The 16398-nt window shown below is 71.7% G+C and carries 16 protein-coding genes and 1 riboswitch; of the genes, 6 read left to right on the top strand and 10 right to left on the bottom strand.

The features are described from left to right. Nucleotides 1-7: 7 nt before the first annotated feature. The 5 genes from OG588_RS12895 to thiO form a co-directional block, all read right to left on the bottom strand. Entirely contained in the window at nt 8-868 is an 861-nt protein-coding gene (locus OG588_RS12895; RefSeq protein WP_405953109.1) for a deoxyribonuclease IV, read from the bottom strand. A gap of 100 nt (nt 869-968) precedes the next feature. After that, nucleotides 969-2903: a Stk1 family PASTA domain-containing Ser/Thr kinase gene (gene pknB, locus OG588_RS12890; protein WP_405947395.1), complete on the bottom strand. Its 1935-nt coding sequence runs from the start codon at nt 2901-2903 to the stop codon at nt 969-971. A 200-nt stretch (nt 2904-3103) separates the two neighbouring features. Continuing rightward, complete coding sequence (locus tag OG588_RS12885; RefSeq protein ID WP_405947394.1) at nt 3104-3898, bottom strand: thiazole synthase; 795 nt, start codon at nt 3896-3898, stop codon at nt 3104-3106. 3 nt (nt 3899-3901) lie between these two features. Continuing rightward, nucleotides 3902-4102 carry a sulfur carrier protein ThiS gene (gene thiS / locus OG588_RS12880; RefSeq protein WP_019062350.1) on the bottom strand — a complete coding sequence of 67 codons (201 nt, stop codon included), beginning with the start codon at nt 4100-4102 and terminating at the stop codon, nt 3902-3904. After that, nucleotides 4099-5262, bottom strand: coding sequence for a glycine oxidase ThiO (gene thiO, locus OG588_RS12875; RefSeq protein ID WP_405947393.1), 1164 nt, complete (start codon nt 5260-5262; stop codon nt 4099-4101). Before thiO ends, thiS begins: the two co-directional genes overlap by 4 nt. Then, nucleotides 5260-5371: riboswitch (TPP riboswitch) on the bottom strand. (Overlaps the previous gene by 3 nt.) A 52-nt stretch (nt 5372-5423) precedes the next feature. Here thiO and OG588_RS12870 point away from each other — a divergent pair. From OG588_RS12870 to OG588_RS12845, 6 genes are all read left to right on the top strand, one after another. Then, on the top strand, nt 5424-5762 hold the full coding sequence (locus OG588_RS12870; RefSeq protein WP_405947392.1) for a hypothetical protein: 339 nt from the start codon (nt 5424-5426) through the stop codon (nt 5760-5762). A gap of 44 nt (nt 5763-5806) precedes the next feature. Continuing rightward, nucleotides 5807-7036, top strand: coding sequence for an NAD(P)/FAD-dependent oxidoreductase (locus OG588_RS12865; protein ID WP_405947391.1), 1230 nt, complete (start codon nt 5807-5809; stop codon nt 7034-7036). 64 nt (nt 7037-7100) lie between these two features. After that, entirely contained in the window at nt 7101-7472 is a 372-nt protein-coding gene (locus OG588_RS12860) for an Rv2175c family DNA-binding protein (protein ID WP_405947390.1), read from the top strand. A 118-nt stretch (nt 7473-7590) separates the two neighbouring features. After that, nucleotides 7591-8250: a thiamine phosphate synthase gene (gene thiE / locus OG588_RS12855; RefSeq protein ID WP_405947389.1), complete on the top strand. Its 660-nt coding sequence runs from the start codon at nt 7591-7593 to the stop codon at nt 8248-8250. Nucleotides 8251-8361: 111 nt separating this feature from the next. Then, a complete protein-coding gene (gene metF / locus OG588_RS12850) occupies nt 8362-9285 on the top strand; it encodes a methylenetetrahydrofolate reductase [NAD(P)H] (RefSeq protein WP_405947388.1) in 924 nt (307 codons plus the stop codon). A gap of 56 nt (nt 9286-9341) precedes the next feature. Then, the gene (locus OG588_RS12845) at nt 9342-10349 is read left to right on the top strand and encodes a hypothetical protein (protein WP_405947387.1); all 1008 of its coding nucleotides are present in this window, start codon (nt 9342-9344) and stop codon (nt 10347-10349) included. Nucleotides 10350-10380: 31 nt separating this feature from the next. On the opposite strand, the gene OG588_RS12840 is transcribed toward OG588_RS12845, so the two are convergent. The 5 genes from OG588_RS12840 to OG588_RS12820 all read right to left on the bottom strand — a co-directional run bounded on the left by OG588_RS12840 (nt 10381) and on the right by OG588_RS12820 (nt 16396). Continuing rightward, nucleotides 10381-11892 (bottom strand): phytoene desaturase family protein, encoded by a 1512-nt coding sequence (locus OG588_RS12840; protein ID WP_405947386.1) that lies wholly within the window; start codon nt 11890-11892, stop codon nt 10381-10383. A 45-nt stretch (nt 11893-11937) separates the two neighbouring features. After that, nucleotides 11938-12576: a DUF4126 domain-containing protein gene (locus tag OG588_RS12835; RefSeq protein WP_405947385.1), complete on the bottom strand. Its 639-nt coding sequence runs from the start codon at nt 12574-12576 to the stop codon at nt 11938-11940. Between the two features lie 379 nt (nt 12577-12955). After that, on the bottom strand, nt 12956-13585 hold the full coding sequence (locus OG588_RS12830) for a TetR/AcrR family transcriptional regulator (RefSeq protein ID WP_398849189.1): 630 nt from the start codon (nt 13583-13585) through the stop codon (nt 12956-12958). A 62-nt stretch (nt 13586-13647) separates the two neighbouring features. Further along, nucleotides 13648-15732 (bottom strand): YhgE/Pip family protein, encoded by a 2085-nt coding sequence (locus OG588_RS12825; RefSeq protein ID WP_405947384.1) that lies wholly within the window; start codon nt 15730-15732, stop codon nt 13648-13650. Beyond that, nucleotides 15704-16396 (bottom strand): ATP-binding cassette domain-containing protein, encoded by a 693-nt coding sequence (locus OG588_RS12820; RefSeq protein ID WP_405947383.1) that lies wholly within the window; start codon nt 16394-16396, stop codon nt 15704-15706. The genes OG588_RS12825 and OG588_RS12820 overlap by 29 nt, the downstream gene beginning before the upstream one ends. Nucleotides 16397-16398 lie beyond the last annotated feature (2 nt).

Genomic DNA, 16398 nt, shown 5'->3' with positions numbered 1-16398 from the left:
CTGAGGGCTACGCGTCCCTGAGCTTCTTCAGCCGCTCCACGTCCGCCGCGTGCCCTTCCCTGCCGCCGGGCGTCTCGATGATCAGCGGTACGCCCGCGGTCGCCGGGTGGGTCATCAGGGCGCGGAACGGGTCCTCGCCGATATGGCCGGAGCCGATGTTCTCGTGCCGGTCCTTGTGGGCGCCGACGACGTCCTTGGAGTCGTTGGCGTGGATCAGTCTCAGCCGTCCCTCGCCGACCGTGTCCACCAGCAGGTCGAGCGTCTGGTGCATACCGCTCGGGCCGGTCAGGTCGTGCCCCGCGGCGAAGATGTGGCAGGTGTCCAGGCACACGCCCAGCTTCGGATGGGCGTCCAGCGCCTCGAAGTACGGCCCGAAGTCCCAGGTCCGCGAACAGAGCGAGGAACCCTGCCCGGCCGTCGACTCCAGCAGCAGGAACGGGTCGTCGTCGTGGGTCAACTCGTCCAGCAGCGGCAGCAGATGCTCCCGCACCTGGGCCAGCGCCACGGCCCGCTCCCGCCCGCCCGTCGCGCTCCCGGTGTGCACGACGACACCGAGCGCGCCGATCTCCCGCCCGCGCCGCAGTGAGTGCCGGAGAGATTCCACCGACTTCTCCACCGTGGCCTCGGTGTGCGAGCCGAAGTTGATCAGGTACGGGGCGTGCACGTACGCCGGGATCGACTCGGCCTCGCAGACCGCGCGGAACTCCTCGTCCTGGCGCGGGTTCCCGACCGGTGTGGCCCAGCCGCGCGGGTTGGCGACGAAGACCTGCACGGTCTCGGCGGCCAGCTCACGGGCGTAGGACAGCCCCACGGAGTGGAGACCGCCGGCGACCGGGACATGGCCGCCGACCGGGTTGCGGGAAGGGATGCGGGAGGGGAACTCGGGGGCGCTGGAAAGGGATCCGGGGGTGCTGGAAGGGGGCTCGCTGCTCACCCGTCCAGGGTGTCACGCGCGCGTGCCGCCCCCGTCACCGGATGGTGATCGTGATCGTCGACCCCTTGGGAGCCTGCTCGCCCGCGTCCACGGACTGGCTCTTCACGGTGTCGCCGAACAGGCCCAGGATGCCCCGGTCCTCCTTGACCTCGAAGCCGGACTGCTCAAGGAGCTTCGTCGCGGCGTCGACGCTCGCGCCGACCACGCTCGGGACCTCGACCATCTCCCGGCCCTTGGACACCGTCAGCGTCACAGTGTCGCCCTCGGCGGCCTGGCTGTCGCCGGCCGGGGTCTGCTGGGCGACCTGGCCCGCGTCGTACTCCGAGGTGATCTGGGTGTCCGACACCGTGACCTTGAGACCGGCCTCCTGGAGGTCCGACTTCGCGTCGTCCAGGTCCTCGCCGGTCACGTCGGGCACGTCGACCGCGCTGCCCTTGCTGACGGTCATGGCGATCGCCGAGCCCGCGTGGCGCTCGGTGCCCGCCTCCGGGTCCGTGCTGATCACGAGGCCCTTGGCGACGTCGTCGCTGAACTCCCTGGTGACCATGCCGGCCGCCAGCCCGTCCTGCTTCAGCAGGGTCTGCGCCTTGGCCAGGCGGGTGCCCGTCAGGTCGGGGACCTTCACGGTCTCCGGGCCGTCCGAGATGGTCAGGGCCACCGAGTCGTTGTCCCGGATGCGGGCGCCGGACACCGGGTCGGTGCTGATGACGGTGCCGCGCTTCACGGTGTCGCTGTACGCGTGGTCGACCTTCTTGACGTCGAGACCGGCGTCCTTCAGCCGCTCCTTCGCCTGTGCCTCGGTCTTCGCCAGCAGCGGCGGGACCTTGGTGAACTGGCCCGAGTTGATGTACCAGACGCCCGCCCCGACCCCGACGATCAACAGCAGGGCGGCGACGATCGCCAGCAACCCGCGCCGGGGCCGCCGCGCCTCGCGCCGCCGGGGCGGCAGCGGCGGCCCGCTCTCGAACCGGCTCGTCCGGTTGAACGGGGCGCCGGGCTCGTCGTCCTCGTTGACCGGCAGCGGACGCGGCACGGTCAGCGAGCGCGGGATCACACTCGTACGGTTCTCGGCGTTGGGATACTCCGAGGTCAGCGCCTGCGGCGGCACCGCGTCCAACTGCTCGGTACTCAGCCTCGACCGCGCCTCGCGGACCATCCCGAACAGCGCGACCGCGTCGTACGGCCGCAGGTCCGGGGTCCGCGCGGTGGCGGTGGCGACCAGCTCGTCCAGCTCGTACGCCAGCCCCGGCACGAGCGCCGAGGGCGGCGGGACGTCCTCGTGCAGGTGCTTGTAGAGCACGATCGCCGCGGAGTCCCCGTCGTGCGGCTTCTGGCCGGTGAGCATCTCGTACAGGACGACACCGCACGCGTACACGTCGACCCGGGGGTCGGCGGTGGTGCCCTCGATCTGCTCCGGCGCGAGATACGACACCGTGCCGAGCACGGACCCGGTGGTGCTGGTGACCGTGTCCACGGACCTGACCAGCCCGAAGTCGGCGACCTTGACCCGGCCGTCGTCCCCTATGAGCACGTTCTCCGGCTTCATGTCCCGGTGCACGAACCCGGCCCGGTGCGCGGCGCCCAGCGCGGCCAGCACCGGCTCCATGATGTCCAGGGCGGCCCGCGGCTGCAGCGCCCCGCGCTCGCGCAGCACGTCCCGCAGGGTGCAGCCGGCGACGTACTCCATGGCCAGATAGACGTACGACCGGTCGGCGCCCTGGTCGAAGACCTGCACCACGTTCGGATGCGCCAGCCGCGCCACGGACTTCGCCTCGCGGATGAACCGGTCCACGAAGTGGGCGTCGGCCGCCAGCGTCGGGTGCATCACCTTGAGCGCGAGAACCCGGTCCAGGCGGGTGTCCACGGCCCGGTAGACCGTGGCCATCCCGCCGACGGCGATCCGCGCGTCGACGCGATAGCGGCCGTCGAGCAACTGCCCGACGAGAGGGTCATGAAGGGTCGTATCCACGCAGGTGAGTGTACGAGCCAAGGCTGAAAGCACGGCCTTTTCGCCCGGTTTCGAGGCGGTACTGCAGCCGACCTGTGACGGATCCCACGAGCGGTCGGCCGCCGACGGCGAGGCAGCCCCACAGGTCGGGCCACCTCTTGGCCGACTGGAAACGGGTGGTGCGCGGGTGGGAGACAAAACGGAAGTGCGGCGCAGGGTGCCTAGAAAGCGGGCCGCTCAGGATCCAGTACCGCCAGACCCTCCGCAGGAGAGGACGCTTCGGCGAAGTGCCTACGGGGGATACGCCCCGCCCGGAACGCCAACCTCCCCGCCTCCACCGCGCTGCGCATCGCCGACGCCATCAACACCGGTTCCTGCGCCCGCGTCACCGCTGAGGCAAGCATCACACCGGCACACCCCAGCTCCATCGCGAACGCCGCGTCGGACGCCGTACCGGCCCCCGCGTCCAGAATCACCGGCACGCGCGCGTGCTCGGTGATCAGCTGGAAGTTGTGCGGGTTGCGAATCCCGAGCCCGGACCCGATCGGCGACCCGAGCGGCATGATCGCCGCACACCCGACGTCCTCCAGCTTTCGTGCCAGCACAGGATCGTCGTTCGTGTACGGCAGCACGGTGAACCCGTCGTCGACCAGGGTCTCGGCGGCGTCGAGCAGCTCGATCGGATCGGGCAGCAACGTGCGCTCGTCCGCGATCACTTCAAGTTTGACCAGTGAGGTCCCCAGGGCCTCCCGTGCCAGCCGCGCCGTCAGCACCGCCTCGCCCGCCGTGAAGCAGCCCGCGGTGTTGGGCAGCACCCGGATACCGAGCCGTTCCAGGACGGACAGCACAGAGCCGTGCACGGAAGCGTTGACGCGCCGCATCGCGACCGTCGTGAGTTCCGTCCCGGAGGCCACCAGCGCGCGCTCCAGGACGTCGAGGCTGGGCGCACCACCGGTGCCCATGATCAGCCGGGACGTGAAGGACGTACCACCGAGGACGAAGGGGTCGTCGGCCATGGGTCAGCCTCCTTGGACGGCGGTGAGGACCTCGACGCGGTCTCCCTCGGAGAGGGACGTCGACGGCCACTCCGCGCGCGGGACGACGGTTTCGTTGAGGGCGGCGGCCACTCCGGAGGGGGCCGGGGTCAGGGCACGCACCAGGGTGTCGAGAGCCGTGCCGGGAGCGATCTCCCGGGGCTCCCCGTTGACGGAGACGTTCATGCGGACTGCTCCACGAGTGCTCCGGCGCCGAACCGCTTCGGCGTGAACGGGCGCGCCTCGTCCGGGAGTTCACCGGTGCTGAGCGCGTGCGCCAGGGCATCGCCGGTGACCGGGGTGAGCAGCACGCCGTTGCGGTAGTGCCCGGTGGCCAGCAGCAGTCCCGGCAGTGCGGTCGGGCCGAGCAGCGGCGCGTTGTCGGGGGACCCGGGGCGCAGTCCGGCCCGGGTCTCGGTGAGCGGGAGTTCGGTGATCCCGGGGACCAACTCGTGGGCGTCGCGGAGGAGTTCGTAGACACCGCCGGCCGTCACGGTCGTGTCCCAGCCCAGTTCCTCGCTGGTCGCGCCGACGACGAGCTCGCCGTTCTCGCGTGGCACCAGGTAGACGTGGCTGCCGCGCACCATGGCCCGCACGGTCCGGTTCAGGAACGGCGCGTAACGCTCCGGCACGGTCAGCCGCAGCACCTGGCCCTTCACGGGTCGTACGGGCGGCAGGACGTCGTCCGGGACCCCCTTCAGCTGCCCGCTGAGGCTGCCGCACGCGAGGACGACCTGGCCCGCGCCCAGCACCTCGCCCTCGCGCGTGACGACCCCCGTGGCGCGGTCCCGCTCGACCGTGAGCCGCTCGGCCCACGTCCGGTGGAGGACGACCCCGGCCCGCTCGCAGGCGGCCACCAGCGCGCCCGCCAGCCGCCTCGGGTCGACCTGGTGGTCCCCGTCGACCCTGAGCCCCCCGCGGACACCCGGCGCGAGCATCGGCTCCAGGCGCCGGCACTCGCGCCCCGACAGCCACTCGGAGTCGAGCCCCGACTGGTGCTGCAGGGCGTGCAGTTCGCGCAGATGGGCGCGGTCGTCGGCGTCCAGGGCGACGGCGAGCGTTCCGCAACGGCGGTAGCCGAGGTCGAGGCCGGTGAGGTCGGTCAGCTCGGCCGCGAAGTCCGGGTAGCGGTGCGCCGAGGCGAGGTTGAGCGCGAGCAGGGTCTGTTCGCCGTAGTGGAGTTCGGTGACGGCGGCCAGCATCCCGGCGGCCACCTGGGCAGCGCCGCCGCCCGGCTCGGGGTCCAACACGGCCGTGGAGAAGCCGCGTTGGGCCGCGCGCCAGGCCGTGACCAGGCCGATGATTCCGCCCCCGACGACGAGGACGTCTGACGTACGTGTAGGCATGGGCGTCCAGCCCCTCCCTTCGCCGGCATGACCCGGATCAGGTTCGTACGGTCGGAGGCCGCCAGCCTCCCTCTCAGCCCGGTGCGTCCGGACTCCCGCGAGTGCTTGTACGTTGGCCACCCTAGCCCGTACCCCATGTCCCAGTAAGGGAGCCTCCGTCCATGACCCGCTCGCTCGACGGTCTCGTGTTCGCCCCCGTCGCGGACCAGGCACCGGGTCAGGTCGGCACCCGAACCCGGTTCGCGTACCACGAGAAGGACGGCGAGATCTGGGCCGAGTACGCGGGCGGCGATGTCGTGCGCGGGCAACTCGTCGGCACGCGCGCGGGGGACCGATTGGACTTCCGGTACGTGCAGTTGAAGACGGACGGGACGACGTCCAGCGGGCACTGCGTGTCCGAAGTGGTCGAGTTGCCCGACGGTCGCATGCGCCTGGATGAGACCTGGGAGTGGGAGTCCCAGCCGGGAAACGGGACCAGCATTGTGGAACAGGTCACCTGACGCGCCCACTGCCTGACAAATTGTCAGGTGTCTATGGTGATCGAGTGAGCGAGCAGACGCGGGACCAGGGCACGGTGACAGGGCGGCGCGTGGTCGTCGTCGGCGCGGGCATGGCCGGGGTGCAGACCGCGGTCGCGCTGCGGGAGCAGGGCTTCACCGGCACCGTCACCCTGATCGGCGCGGAACCCCATCAGCCGTACGACCGGCCCCCGCTGTCCAAGGCCGTCCTGCTCGGCAAGGCCGAGGGCTCCGCCTTCGACGTCGACTTCGAGGCGCTCGGCATCGAGGTGCAGCTGGGGCGCGAGGTGGTGGGCGTGCGCCCCGCCGACCACGAACTGGACACCGCCGAGGGCCCGGTGCCCTACGACGTCCTCGTGCTCGCCACCGGTGCCGAACCGATCCGGCTGCCGGGCGCCGACGGCATCCCCGGGGTGCATCTGCTGCGCACGCTGGACGACGCCGAGCGGCTGCGGCCGGTGCTCGCGCGGCAGCACGACATCGTGGTGGTCGGCGCGGGCTGGATCGGCGCCGAGTTCGCCACGGCCGCGCGCGAGGCGGGCTGCGCGGTGACCGTCGTGGAAGCCGCCGACCGGCCGCTCGCGGGCGCGCTGCCCGCCGAGGTGGCCGCGCCGATGGCCGCCTGGTACGCCGCGGCCGGAGCCACACTGCGGACGCACGCACGCGTGAAGCACATCGAGCCCGGCGAGGTGGTCCTCGACGACGGCTCACGGCTGCCCGCGGGTGCCGTCGTGGTCGGCATCGGCGCCCGCCCCGCCACCGCCTGGCTGACCGGCTCCGGCATCGAACTGGGCGCACACCGCGAGGTCCTCGCCGACGACGGGCTGCGCACCTCGGTGCCGGACGTGTACGCGGTCGGCGACTGCGCCTCCTTCCCTTCGGGAAGGTATGGCGAGCGCCTTCTGGTCCACCACTGGGACAACGCCCTCCAGGGGCCGCGCACGGTCGCCGCGAACATCGTGGGGGAGACCCCGGCGGTCTACGACCCGGTGCCGTACTTCTGGTCGGAGCAGTTCGGCCGGTTCGTCCAGTACGCCGGTCACCACGCGTCCGCCGACACCACCCTGTGGCGGGGCGACCCGGCCACCCCGGCGTGGAGCGTCTGCTGGCTGCGCGGGGACCGTCTGGTGGCCCTCCTGGCGGTCGGCCGCCCCCGTGACCTGGCCCAGGGCCGCCGGCTGATCGAGTCGGCCACGCCCATGGATCCCGCGCTGCTGGCCGACGCTTCTCTACCGATGAAGGCGGCTATCGCCTAGTTCGTCCCCCCGGGTCGGACCGGCCCGACTTCCGACTGTCAGTCCGGGATGGCACGCTGTTTACGTGACCGAGATTGACGCAAAGATCGATGCTCTCGTCCCCGCCTGGCTCACGCTGCCCGACATCGCAGAAATGCTCGATATCGAGGTGACACGCGTGCGGCAGCTGGTCAAGGACGGCCAAGTCATCGCCGTACGCCGTGGTGAGAACCGCGCGCTGCACGTCCCCGCCGCCTTCATCGACGGGGCCGAGCAGAAGGTCGTCAAGGGCCTGACAGGGACCCTGACGCTCCTGCGGGACGACGGCTTCTCCGACGAAGAGATGCTGGAGTGGCTCTTCACCCCCGACCCCAGCCTGCCCGGCACCCCCGCGCAGGCCCTGAGCGAGAACCGCGGCACGGAGGTGAAGCGTCGCGCCCAGGCGCTCGCCGTCTGACCCGTACGGCCGACCGGTGCACGGGCCGCGGCGACGCGAGGGCCTGCCTGGACAGGCCCCGCCCGCGGCCCGTGCCCGACACCACCACCCGACCAGCAGGACAACGGGGGACACACCCATGCCCGACACCGCCGCAGCCGCCGCCCGCGCGGAACTCTCCGACGCCCGGGTCTACCTCTGCACGGACGCCCGCCGGCGCCAGGGCGACCTCCCGGAGTTCCTGGACGCGGTCCTGGCCGGCGGGGTCGACATCGTGCAGCTGCGCGACAAGGGCATGGAGGCCGCCGAGGAGCTGGAGCACCTCCAGGTGTTCGCCGACGCCTGCGCCCGGCACGGGAGGCTCCTCGCGGTCAACGACCGCGCGGATGTAGCCCACGCCGCCGGCGCCGACGTGCTGCACCTGGGCCAGGGCGACCTCCCGGTCCCCGCGGCCCGCGCGATCCTCGGCGAGGACGTCCTGATCGGCCGCTCCACGCACGCCGAGTCCGAAGCGGCGGCGGCCGCCGTCCAGGAGGGCGTGGACTACTTCTGCACGGGCCCGTGCTGGCCCACCCCCACCAAGCCCGGCCGCCACGCCCCCGGCCTCGATCTGGTCCGGTACACGGCCGCCCTGGGCACCGACCGCCCCTGGTTCGCCATCGGCGGCATCGACCTCGGCAACCTCGACGAGGTCCTCGAAGCGGGCGCCCGCCGCGTCGTCGTCGTACGGGCGATCACGGAGGCCGACGACCCGGGCGCGGCGGCGGCGGAGTTCGCGAAGCGGCTGCGCGGGCTCTGACGGGCGGCCGGGAAGTCGCGCTGTTGTCCGATGGGTGGACAAGAGGGCGACAAACCGGGCAAATTCCCACTTCCGGTTGGGTGACCGCCGCCCCCTGACTAACCTGCGGGTATGGCTTTCGGGACCGCATCGACCAGGACTGATCGCGCACGGACCGTGCGCGACATGCTCGCGACCGGCAAGGAGACGTACTCGTTCGAGTTCTCCGCGCCGAAAACCCCCAAAGGCGAGCGGAACCTGTGGAGTGCGCTGCGGAGGGTCGAGGCGGTCGCCCCCGACTTCGTCTCCGTGACCTACGGTGCCGGCGGCTCGACCCGCGCGGGCACCGTCAAGGAGACCGAGCAGATCGTCGCCGACACGACGCTCACCCCGGTCGCCCACCTCACCGCGGTCGACCACTCCGTCGCCGAACTGCGCAACATCATCGGCCAGTACGCCGACGCCGGGATCCGCAACATCCTCGCGGTGCGCGGCGACCCGCCCGGCGACCCCATGGCCGACTGGGTGGCACATCCCCAGGGGCTGACGTACGCGGCCGAACTGGTCCGGCTCATCAAGGAGTCGGGCGATTTCTGCGTCGGCGTCGCCGCCTTCCCGGCGATGCACCCGCGCTCCCCGGACTGGGACACGGACGTCGCGCACTTCGTCGACAAGTGCCGGGCCGGCGCCGACTACGCGATCACGCAAATGTTCTTCGAACCCGAGTCGTACCTGCGGTTGCGCGACCGCGTCGAGGCCGCGGGCTGCGCGACCCCGGTCATCCCCGAGGTCATGCCGGTGACCAGCGTGCGGATGCTGGAGCGGTTGCCGCAGCTCAGCAACGCCGACATCCCGGCCGCCCTGAAAGAGCGAATCCTCACAGCCAAAGACGATCCGGCCGCTGTACGCTCGATCGGAATCGAGTTCGCCACCGAGTTCTGCGCCCGGCTGCTGGCCGAGGGAGTCCCCGGACTTCACTTCATCACGCTCAACAGCTCCACGGCGTCACTTGAAATCTACGAGAACTTGGGCCTGCACCACCCACCGCGGGCCTAGACCGGTCGCTCCGGAATACGACACACTGCGTAGCGGCCACTGGGAGAGGGGCGTACATGGGCTGGACGGTCCTCTACATCGCGTTCGGCGTCGTCGCACTGTGGTTGCTCGGTGAGGTGCTGCTGCAGTACAAGGCACGCCTGCGCTGGCGGCTGCTCGCTTTCGTCGGGTTCCTGGGTGTCGTGCTCGGGGTGCTGATTCCTTCCGTCGTCGTGATCGGCCTGGGAGCGGTGGCCTTCGCCGTCGGCCAGACCTACGTCACGCTGTCGTTCCGCCGCGGCTTCGAAGCCGGCTGGGCGGTCTCCGGCCGGCCGGGCGCGGGCGGCCTCAAGCGCCGCCGCGGCGAGCCGGACGAGCAGGACCCGAACCTGGACGCCTCCGGCCCCGAGGGCGCGGAGACCGGCTTCCAGGAGTACGGCCAGAACAAGGCCGCCTTCGGCCAGGACGACGACTACGACCGCGACGACGTGTTCACCCCGAACCGCCCCGTCGCCCCCACGGCCGCCGAGACCGCCTCGGTCTACGAGCCGCAGCCCCTCCCGGACGACACCGGTTCCTACGGCGTGTACAGCGCCACCGCGTACGCGAACGCCACGGACCCCAACTACGAGGGCACCGACCAGGCGTACGCCGCGGCGGCCGCGGGCCAGCCCCAGGACCAGGCCTACGCGGCGGCCGACCAGCAGCAGTACGGCTACGACAACACCTACACGGGCTACGACCAGCAGCAGTACGGCTACGACACGACCGGCCAGCAGCAGTACGCCGCGTACTCGGACCCGTACATCGGCACGCAGACCTACGGCGGCACCGGCTACGACACGGGCTACGACGGCCAGCAGCAGTATCCCCAACAGGGCTACACGCAGGACCAGTACGGCAACGCCGGCTACGGCGGCGAGACCCCGGCCGGCGGGGTCTGGGTCCCGCAGCAGCGCAACGACGAGACCTACGGCGGCGAGATGCCACCGGAGCAGCAGTACCCGTACCAGGGCGACGGCCAGCAACAGCCGCAGCAGCAGCCGCAGTCGGGCCCCGGCTACGACGAGCAGTACCGTTTCTGAAGCCTCCTGAGACCCTCCCGCTGAGACCTGCTTACTGGGACCCTCTGAACTGGGGTCCCTCCACGATCAGTCCGGCGACCAGCGCCCCCGACATCCCGGCGTGCGCAAGCCCGCCGCCGGGGTGCGACCAGCCGCCGACCCGGTAGAGCCCGGGCACGCGCGTGGTGTTCGCCGGGTGCAGGAAACGGCCCCGCCCGGCGGCGAGCGAGGGCGCGGGCACGGCTCCGGAGCGGGCACCCGTCTCGCCCTCCGTGTCGCCAGGCGTACGCACCTCGTGCCACAACAGGCGCTCCCGCAGCCCGGGTACGGCGGACTCGGCGGCTCCGAGGAGGAAGTCGGTGTGGCTCCGGACCGTGCGCTCCTCCTCCCAACCCGCCTCGCTCGACAGCACGGCGGACACCACCACCGACTCGTGCTCGCCGGCGGGCGTGAGCGCCGGGTCATCGGGCCGCAGCACCGTCACCGTGGGGCAGCGGGGCTCGTCGCCGCCGGGGGAGGTCAGGAGGTCCAACTCGGCCTCGCGGTCCGGGGCGTGGACCACCGTCCGGTGAACGGCTCCGTCCTCACGCGGGCCGCGCAGGGCCAGCAGGAGCGTGAACCGCACCGGCCGGGGCGAGTCCGTATCGGCCCGCACATCGCCGTCCTCGTCCAGCGGACGGTCCGTCAGGGCCCGTAGCCGCGCGGGGTCGACGTCCGCCACGACATGGTCCGCGTCGACCACCGTCCCGTCGGCGAGCTCCACCCCGGCCGCCCGCCCGTCCTTCTCCAGGACCCGGGTGACCTCGGCCCCGAAGACGAACTCGACCCGCCGGGCCACACACCGCTCGTACACCGCGCGCGCCAACTCCCGCATGCCGCCCCGCACATACCAGGTGCCGAAGGCGTGCTCCATGTACGGCAGCACGGCCGCGCTCGCCGGAGCGGTCCGGGGGTGGAGGCCGTACGCGAGCGCGTGGCTCTCCAGGAGGGCCGTCAGGCGCTCGTCGCGCAGCTCCCAGGCGCCGATCTCGGCGAGGGTGCTCGCCCTGCGCGTGCGCAGCAGCTTCTTGTGCGGGACCGCCGGATACGGCTCCTGGTCGGCCAGCACCGACCAGTTGGGCCACAGGGGCTCCTCCAGGAGGGGCCTGCGGGTGCGGTCCCAGGCCTCGCGGGCCCGGATCAGGAAGTCACCCCAGCGCTGGCCCGCGCCGCCGCCCAGGGCCTCGTCCAGGGCCGTGACGACGCCCGCGCGGGAGGCGTTCGGCAACGAGACCTCGGTGCCGTCCGCGAAGACGTGCCGGGAGGAGGGGTCGACCTGGACCAGCTCGACCAGGTCCTCCAGCGGCTCCTTGCCGGTCTTGATGAACAGGTCGCGGTGGACCGCGGGCACGGGCAGCAGTCCGGGGCCGGTGTCGAAGGAGAACCCGTCCCGCTCGAAGCGGCGCACCGCACCGCCGTACGTCTCCGTACGCTCGTACACCGCCACCCGGTGGCCCGCGACGGCCAGCCGGGCAGCGGCCGCCATCGCGCCCATGCCGGCGCCGATCACCGCAATCCGTGCCATGCCTGCGACTTTATCGGCCGCCACTGACAGTCCGGTCGCGGGCGGTCACCACGGTGGCGGGTCCGGTGGCCGGCCGGGCGGGTGTCCCACCTGCGCGGCGAGCCGTTTCTCCTCCCGGCGCTGGGCCCGGCGGCGCAGGAAGCGCCGGATCCGCGAGATCAGGAAGAACAGGACCGTGAGCCCGGCCACCAGCAGCACGGCCGCGATGATCGCCGCCGCCTGGGGATGGAACATCGCGAACGAGACGATCCCGCCGACCCCGAGATCCTCCGCGAAGCTCATGATCACGTTGCTGAACGGCTCCGGCGAGGTGTTGATCGCCATTCGCGTCCCGGCCTTGACGGTATGGCTGGCCAGCGCCGACGAACCGCCGATCAGGCCCGCCACCACATCGTTCATCGAACCGCTGTGCCCGGCGAGCACCGCCCCGACCCACGCCCCGGCGGCCGGCCGGATCACCGTGTGCACGGAGTCCCACACCGAGTCGACGTAGGGGATCTTGTCGGCGACCGCCTCGCAGAGGAACAGGACGCCCGCTGTGACGAGGACCTCAGGGCGTTGCAGCGACTCGGGGACCGCGTCGGTCACTCCGGTCGCGCCGAAGATCCCGAGCAGCAGCACCACCGCGTACGCGTTGATGCCGCTGGCCCAGCCGCTGGTGAAGACCAGGGGGAGTACGGACACGGAGGCGATAGTAACCACTCGGCAACACGGCGTCCTGGGCCTGAGTGCGTACGGCTGAGTATCCGTACCTAGGGAGTGAGATGAGTACGCGCGCGGATGGGGTGCGACCTGCGCGAACGAGAGAGTAGGGGCACGGAAAGGGGCGCGGCTCCGGAACCGCCGACACGGGGCGGCGGAACGGGGCCCGCGCCCTTGGCCGCTCCTTCCGCCGAACCTTCGGCGGAAGCGAGGCACGGGGGAACCCTGGACTGACCGACGGGGGTTCCGACAGGGGGAACGTACGGGGGAGCACAAGGGAGCGCCGGTTCGAGGTGGCCCGCGGGGGACGCGGCCACAACGGACCGGCGCTTCTGCGTGTGCGCTGTTTCGTGTGCTGCCGTCAGCGGTCTCCGCTCACCCGGCCCTGGAGCAGCCGGGACAGCGCCGAGTGGACGTCGTCCAGGGAGCGCTCCGGCTGGAACGACTGCCAGTCCAGGGCGGCCACCAGGACCATCCCGACCAGCGCCGCCGCGGTCAGCCGGACATCGATCTCAGGGCTGAACTCGCCGCCCGCCACGCCCGCGTGCAGCACGTCCTCGATGGCCGCGTTCACCTGCTGCCGCACCACCATGAGCGTGGACTGCCAGGCTCGGTTGGTGCGATACAGCTCGGCCACGTACAGCTGGGTGAAGGACGGGTAGCGGGCGATGAAGCCGAGGCCCGCGCGGATCATCGCGTCCAGGGCGTCGACCTTGCTGCCGCCGTCCCGCTCCGTCTGCTCGGCGGCCTCTCTGAGGGAGGCGGTGAGGAGGCCCACGCCGTGCCGCAGCAGCTCCTCGAAGAGGACGGACTTGCTGGCGAAGTTGTAGTAGACGGTGCCCTTCGCCACTCCGGCGCGCTCGGCGATCTCGTCCACCGTGGTGGCGGAGAAGCCCTGTTCGGCGATGAGCGTGACGGCCGCCTCGTAGAGCTTCTGCCGGGTGGCCTCGCGGCGTGTGCTGCCGCCCGACGGGGTGCTGCTGCTTTCCATGGGCCTGATTGTCACAGGCCCGGCTTCCGCCGCGGGCACGGGTGCCCGGGTCCTGGGCGCGGTCACAGGCTCAGCTCCGGGTGCAGCCGGTCCAGCGTCCACACCTGGCGGCGGCGGGCCGACAGCGCGGTCAGCGCGAGCGCCCCCGCGGTGAAGGCGACGAGCACCACGCACGCGTGCCACACGGGTCCGAGGCCACCGCCGGTGATGAGCCTCCGTAGCGCCTCGACGACGTAACTCATCGGCAAGAAGGGGTGGATCGCATTGAAGAAGCCCGGGCTGGTCTGCACGGGATAGGTGCCGCCCGCCGACGTCAACTGGAGCATCAGCAGGGCGAGTACGAGGATCCGGCCGGCCGCCCCGAAGCGTGCGTTCAGCCACTGCACGATGGCCGCGAAGCACGCGGTCACCAGGAACAGGAAGCCGATCGTGCCGGCCGCCCGCGCCATCTCCAGGCCGATCGCCCAGTGCAGTACGGCCATCAGGGCCACCGTCTGGAGCACCCCGACCGCGACCACCGGCAGCCACCCCGCGAGCGCGATCCGCCAGGCAGAGGCACCGGCGGCGAGTGCGCGCCGGTTCATGGGCGCGATCAGCATGTAGGCCACCATCGCGCCCACCCACAGGGACAGCGGGATGAAGTACGGGGCGAATCCGGTGCCGTAGTTGGGCGCCTTGTGCAGGTCCTGGGAGGCGAGTTGGACCGGGTCGGCCATGACGCCGGTGCGTTGGTCGCGGTCCTGCTTGTCGTAGTCCGGGATCTGCGCCGCTCCGTCGTGCAGACCGCCGGCGAGCTTCCCGGAGCCGTCGACGAGCTTGTACAGGCCGCCGTTGAGGTCCACGGCACCTGTCTTCAGCTTGCCGACGCCGGTGTCCAGGTCGGCGGCACCGGTCTTGGCCGTGCCGAGTCCGGTGTGCAGGGTCTTGGCGCCCGCGGCGACCTTCCCGGCGCCGGCGTTCAGCCTGTCGATCCTGGCCACCGCGTCGTCGAGGTCCTCGGAGAGGTGTGGGGCGCGGTCGGCGAGCGCCTGGGCCTGTGTCTGGAGCGTGCCGAGGTTGGCGTCGAGCTTCTTCAGGTCGCCGTTCTGGTCGGCGACCAGGCTGTTCACGTCGTCGGCGACCTTCGCGACGTCCGAGGCGGCCGTAGCGGCCTTCTTCAGGTCGGGGCAGGCGTCATCCTTCAGCACGACACTTTGGCAACGCGCCTTGTAGACCTCGTCCAGGGTGTCCGAGGCCGCGTGTGCGCCCTTGGCGGCGACCGGAGCCGTCTTCACCAGGGTGCCCAGGTTGGCGCGGATGGTCTTGGTCGAGTCGGCGACCAACTGGGCTGTGTCCCCGATGGTCTTCTCGTTGTCCTTCAGGAAGGGCCCCACCTTGTCGGCGACCCCGTCGACCGTGTCCGCGAGGGTCTGCGTCCCGGCCGCGACCTGCGCCGATCCGTCCGCCAGGTCACCCGCGCCCGTGTCGAGCTTCTTGAGGCCCTTGGAGAGCTTGCCGCTGCCCTTCTTGGCGTCCTTCAGACCGTCGGCGAGATCCTTGGAGCCCTCCTCGGCCGTCCCGATGCCGCCCTTCAGCTTGTCGGCGCCGTCGGCCGCCTTCACGGTCTGGCCGTGGATGTCGGAGAACGAGACGAAGATCCGGTCCAGGAAACTGCGCGAGGCCTTGGTGGACGCGGCCGTCCGCACCTCGCTGAACACCGTCCGGGAGATCTGCCCGACGATGTAGTTGTTCGCGTCGTTCGTCCGCACCTGGAGCGCGCCCGTCTCCGGGGAGTCGCCCGCACTGGAGGCGATCCGCGTACTGAAGTCGGCCGGCATCGTCAACGACAGGTAGTACGTGCCGTCCTCGACGCCCTTCCGCGCGGTGGCCGCGCTCACCTCGTGCCAGTCGAACGTCTTGCTGTCCCGCAGCCCCTCGGTGATGCTCGCGCCCGCGGTGAGCTTCTTCCCGTCGGCGGTGGCTCCCTTGTCGTCGTTGACGAGCGCCACGGGGATGCGGTCCAGGCGGCCGTACGGATCCCAGAAGGACCACAGGTACAGGGCGCCGTACAGCAGCGGCAGCAGCAGGAGGGCGACGAGCGCGGCGCGCGGCAGCTTCCCCCTGCCGAAGCGCCTGAGCTCAAGCGCGGCCAGTCGTGGCGCGTGCATCGGCCTTCTCCGTCCCCTCGGTGGACACCGCTACGACAGTCGTTCCGGAATCGGCGAGGGACCTCAACAGGCCCCAGATCTCCGCCCGTTCGGCATCCGAGAGCTTGAGGTCGACATCGTCCACACCGAGCAGCGCGGGCCGCCCGACGAGCGCCAGCGCGATGGACAGCCGCACCTCCTGCGGTCGTTCCAGGTCCCGTACCGCGGTCCGGGACCCCTTGGGCAGCGCCTCGCGGTCGAGGCCGGCCGCGGTCAGCGCCCGCTCGATGCGCAGCCCCGCCTCGACGGCCCGCTCGGACCGGGGGCGCAGCAGCCCGCGCACGGAATCCCCGAACCGCCGTTGCAGCAGCGCCCGTTCGCGCAGATGCTCGCCCACGGTCAGCGCCGGTTCGAGGTCGGTGACCCCGGCGACATTCGCCAGGGCACTGACCCGGCGTACCGCCGCCGACTGCTTCGGCAGCGTGAACTCGCCCACGGAGGCGGTCCCTTCGGACGCCTTCATCCGCCCGGTGAGCGCGAGCAGCAGGCTCGTACGCCCGGACCCGGACGGCCCCTCGACGGCGATCAGTGAGCCGGGCCCGGCGTCCAGGGAGATCCCCCGGAACGCCCAGCCGCGCGGCCCCTTGACCCCGAAGTCCTCGGCGGTGACACCGACCCCACCCACGG

The sequence above is a fragment of the Streptomyces prunicolor genome, assembly GCF_045162825.1.
Classification (GTDB): Bacteria; Actinomycetota; Actinomycetes; order Streptomycetales; family Streptomycetaceae; genus Streptomyces; species Streptomyces prunicolor.
This window is presented reverse-complemented; position numbering and strand designations above follow the sequence as displayed.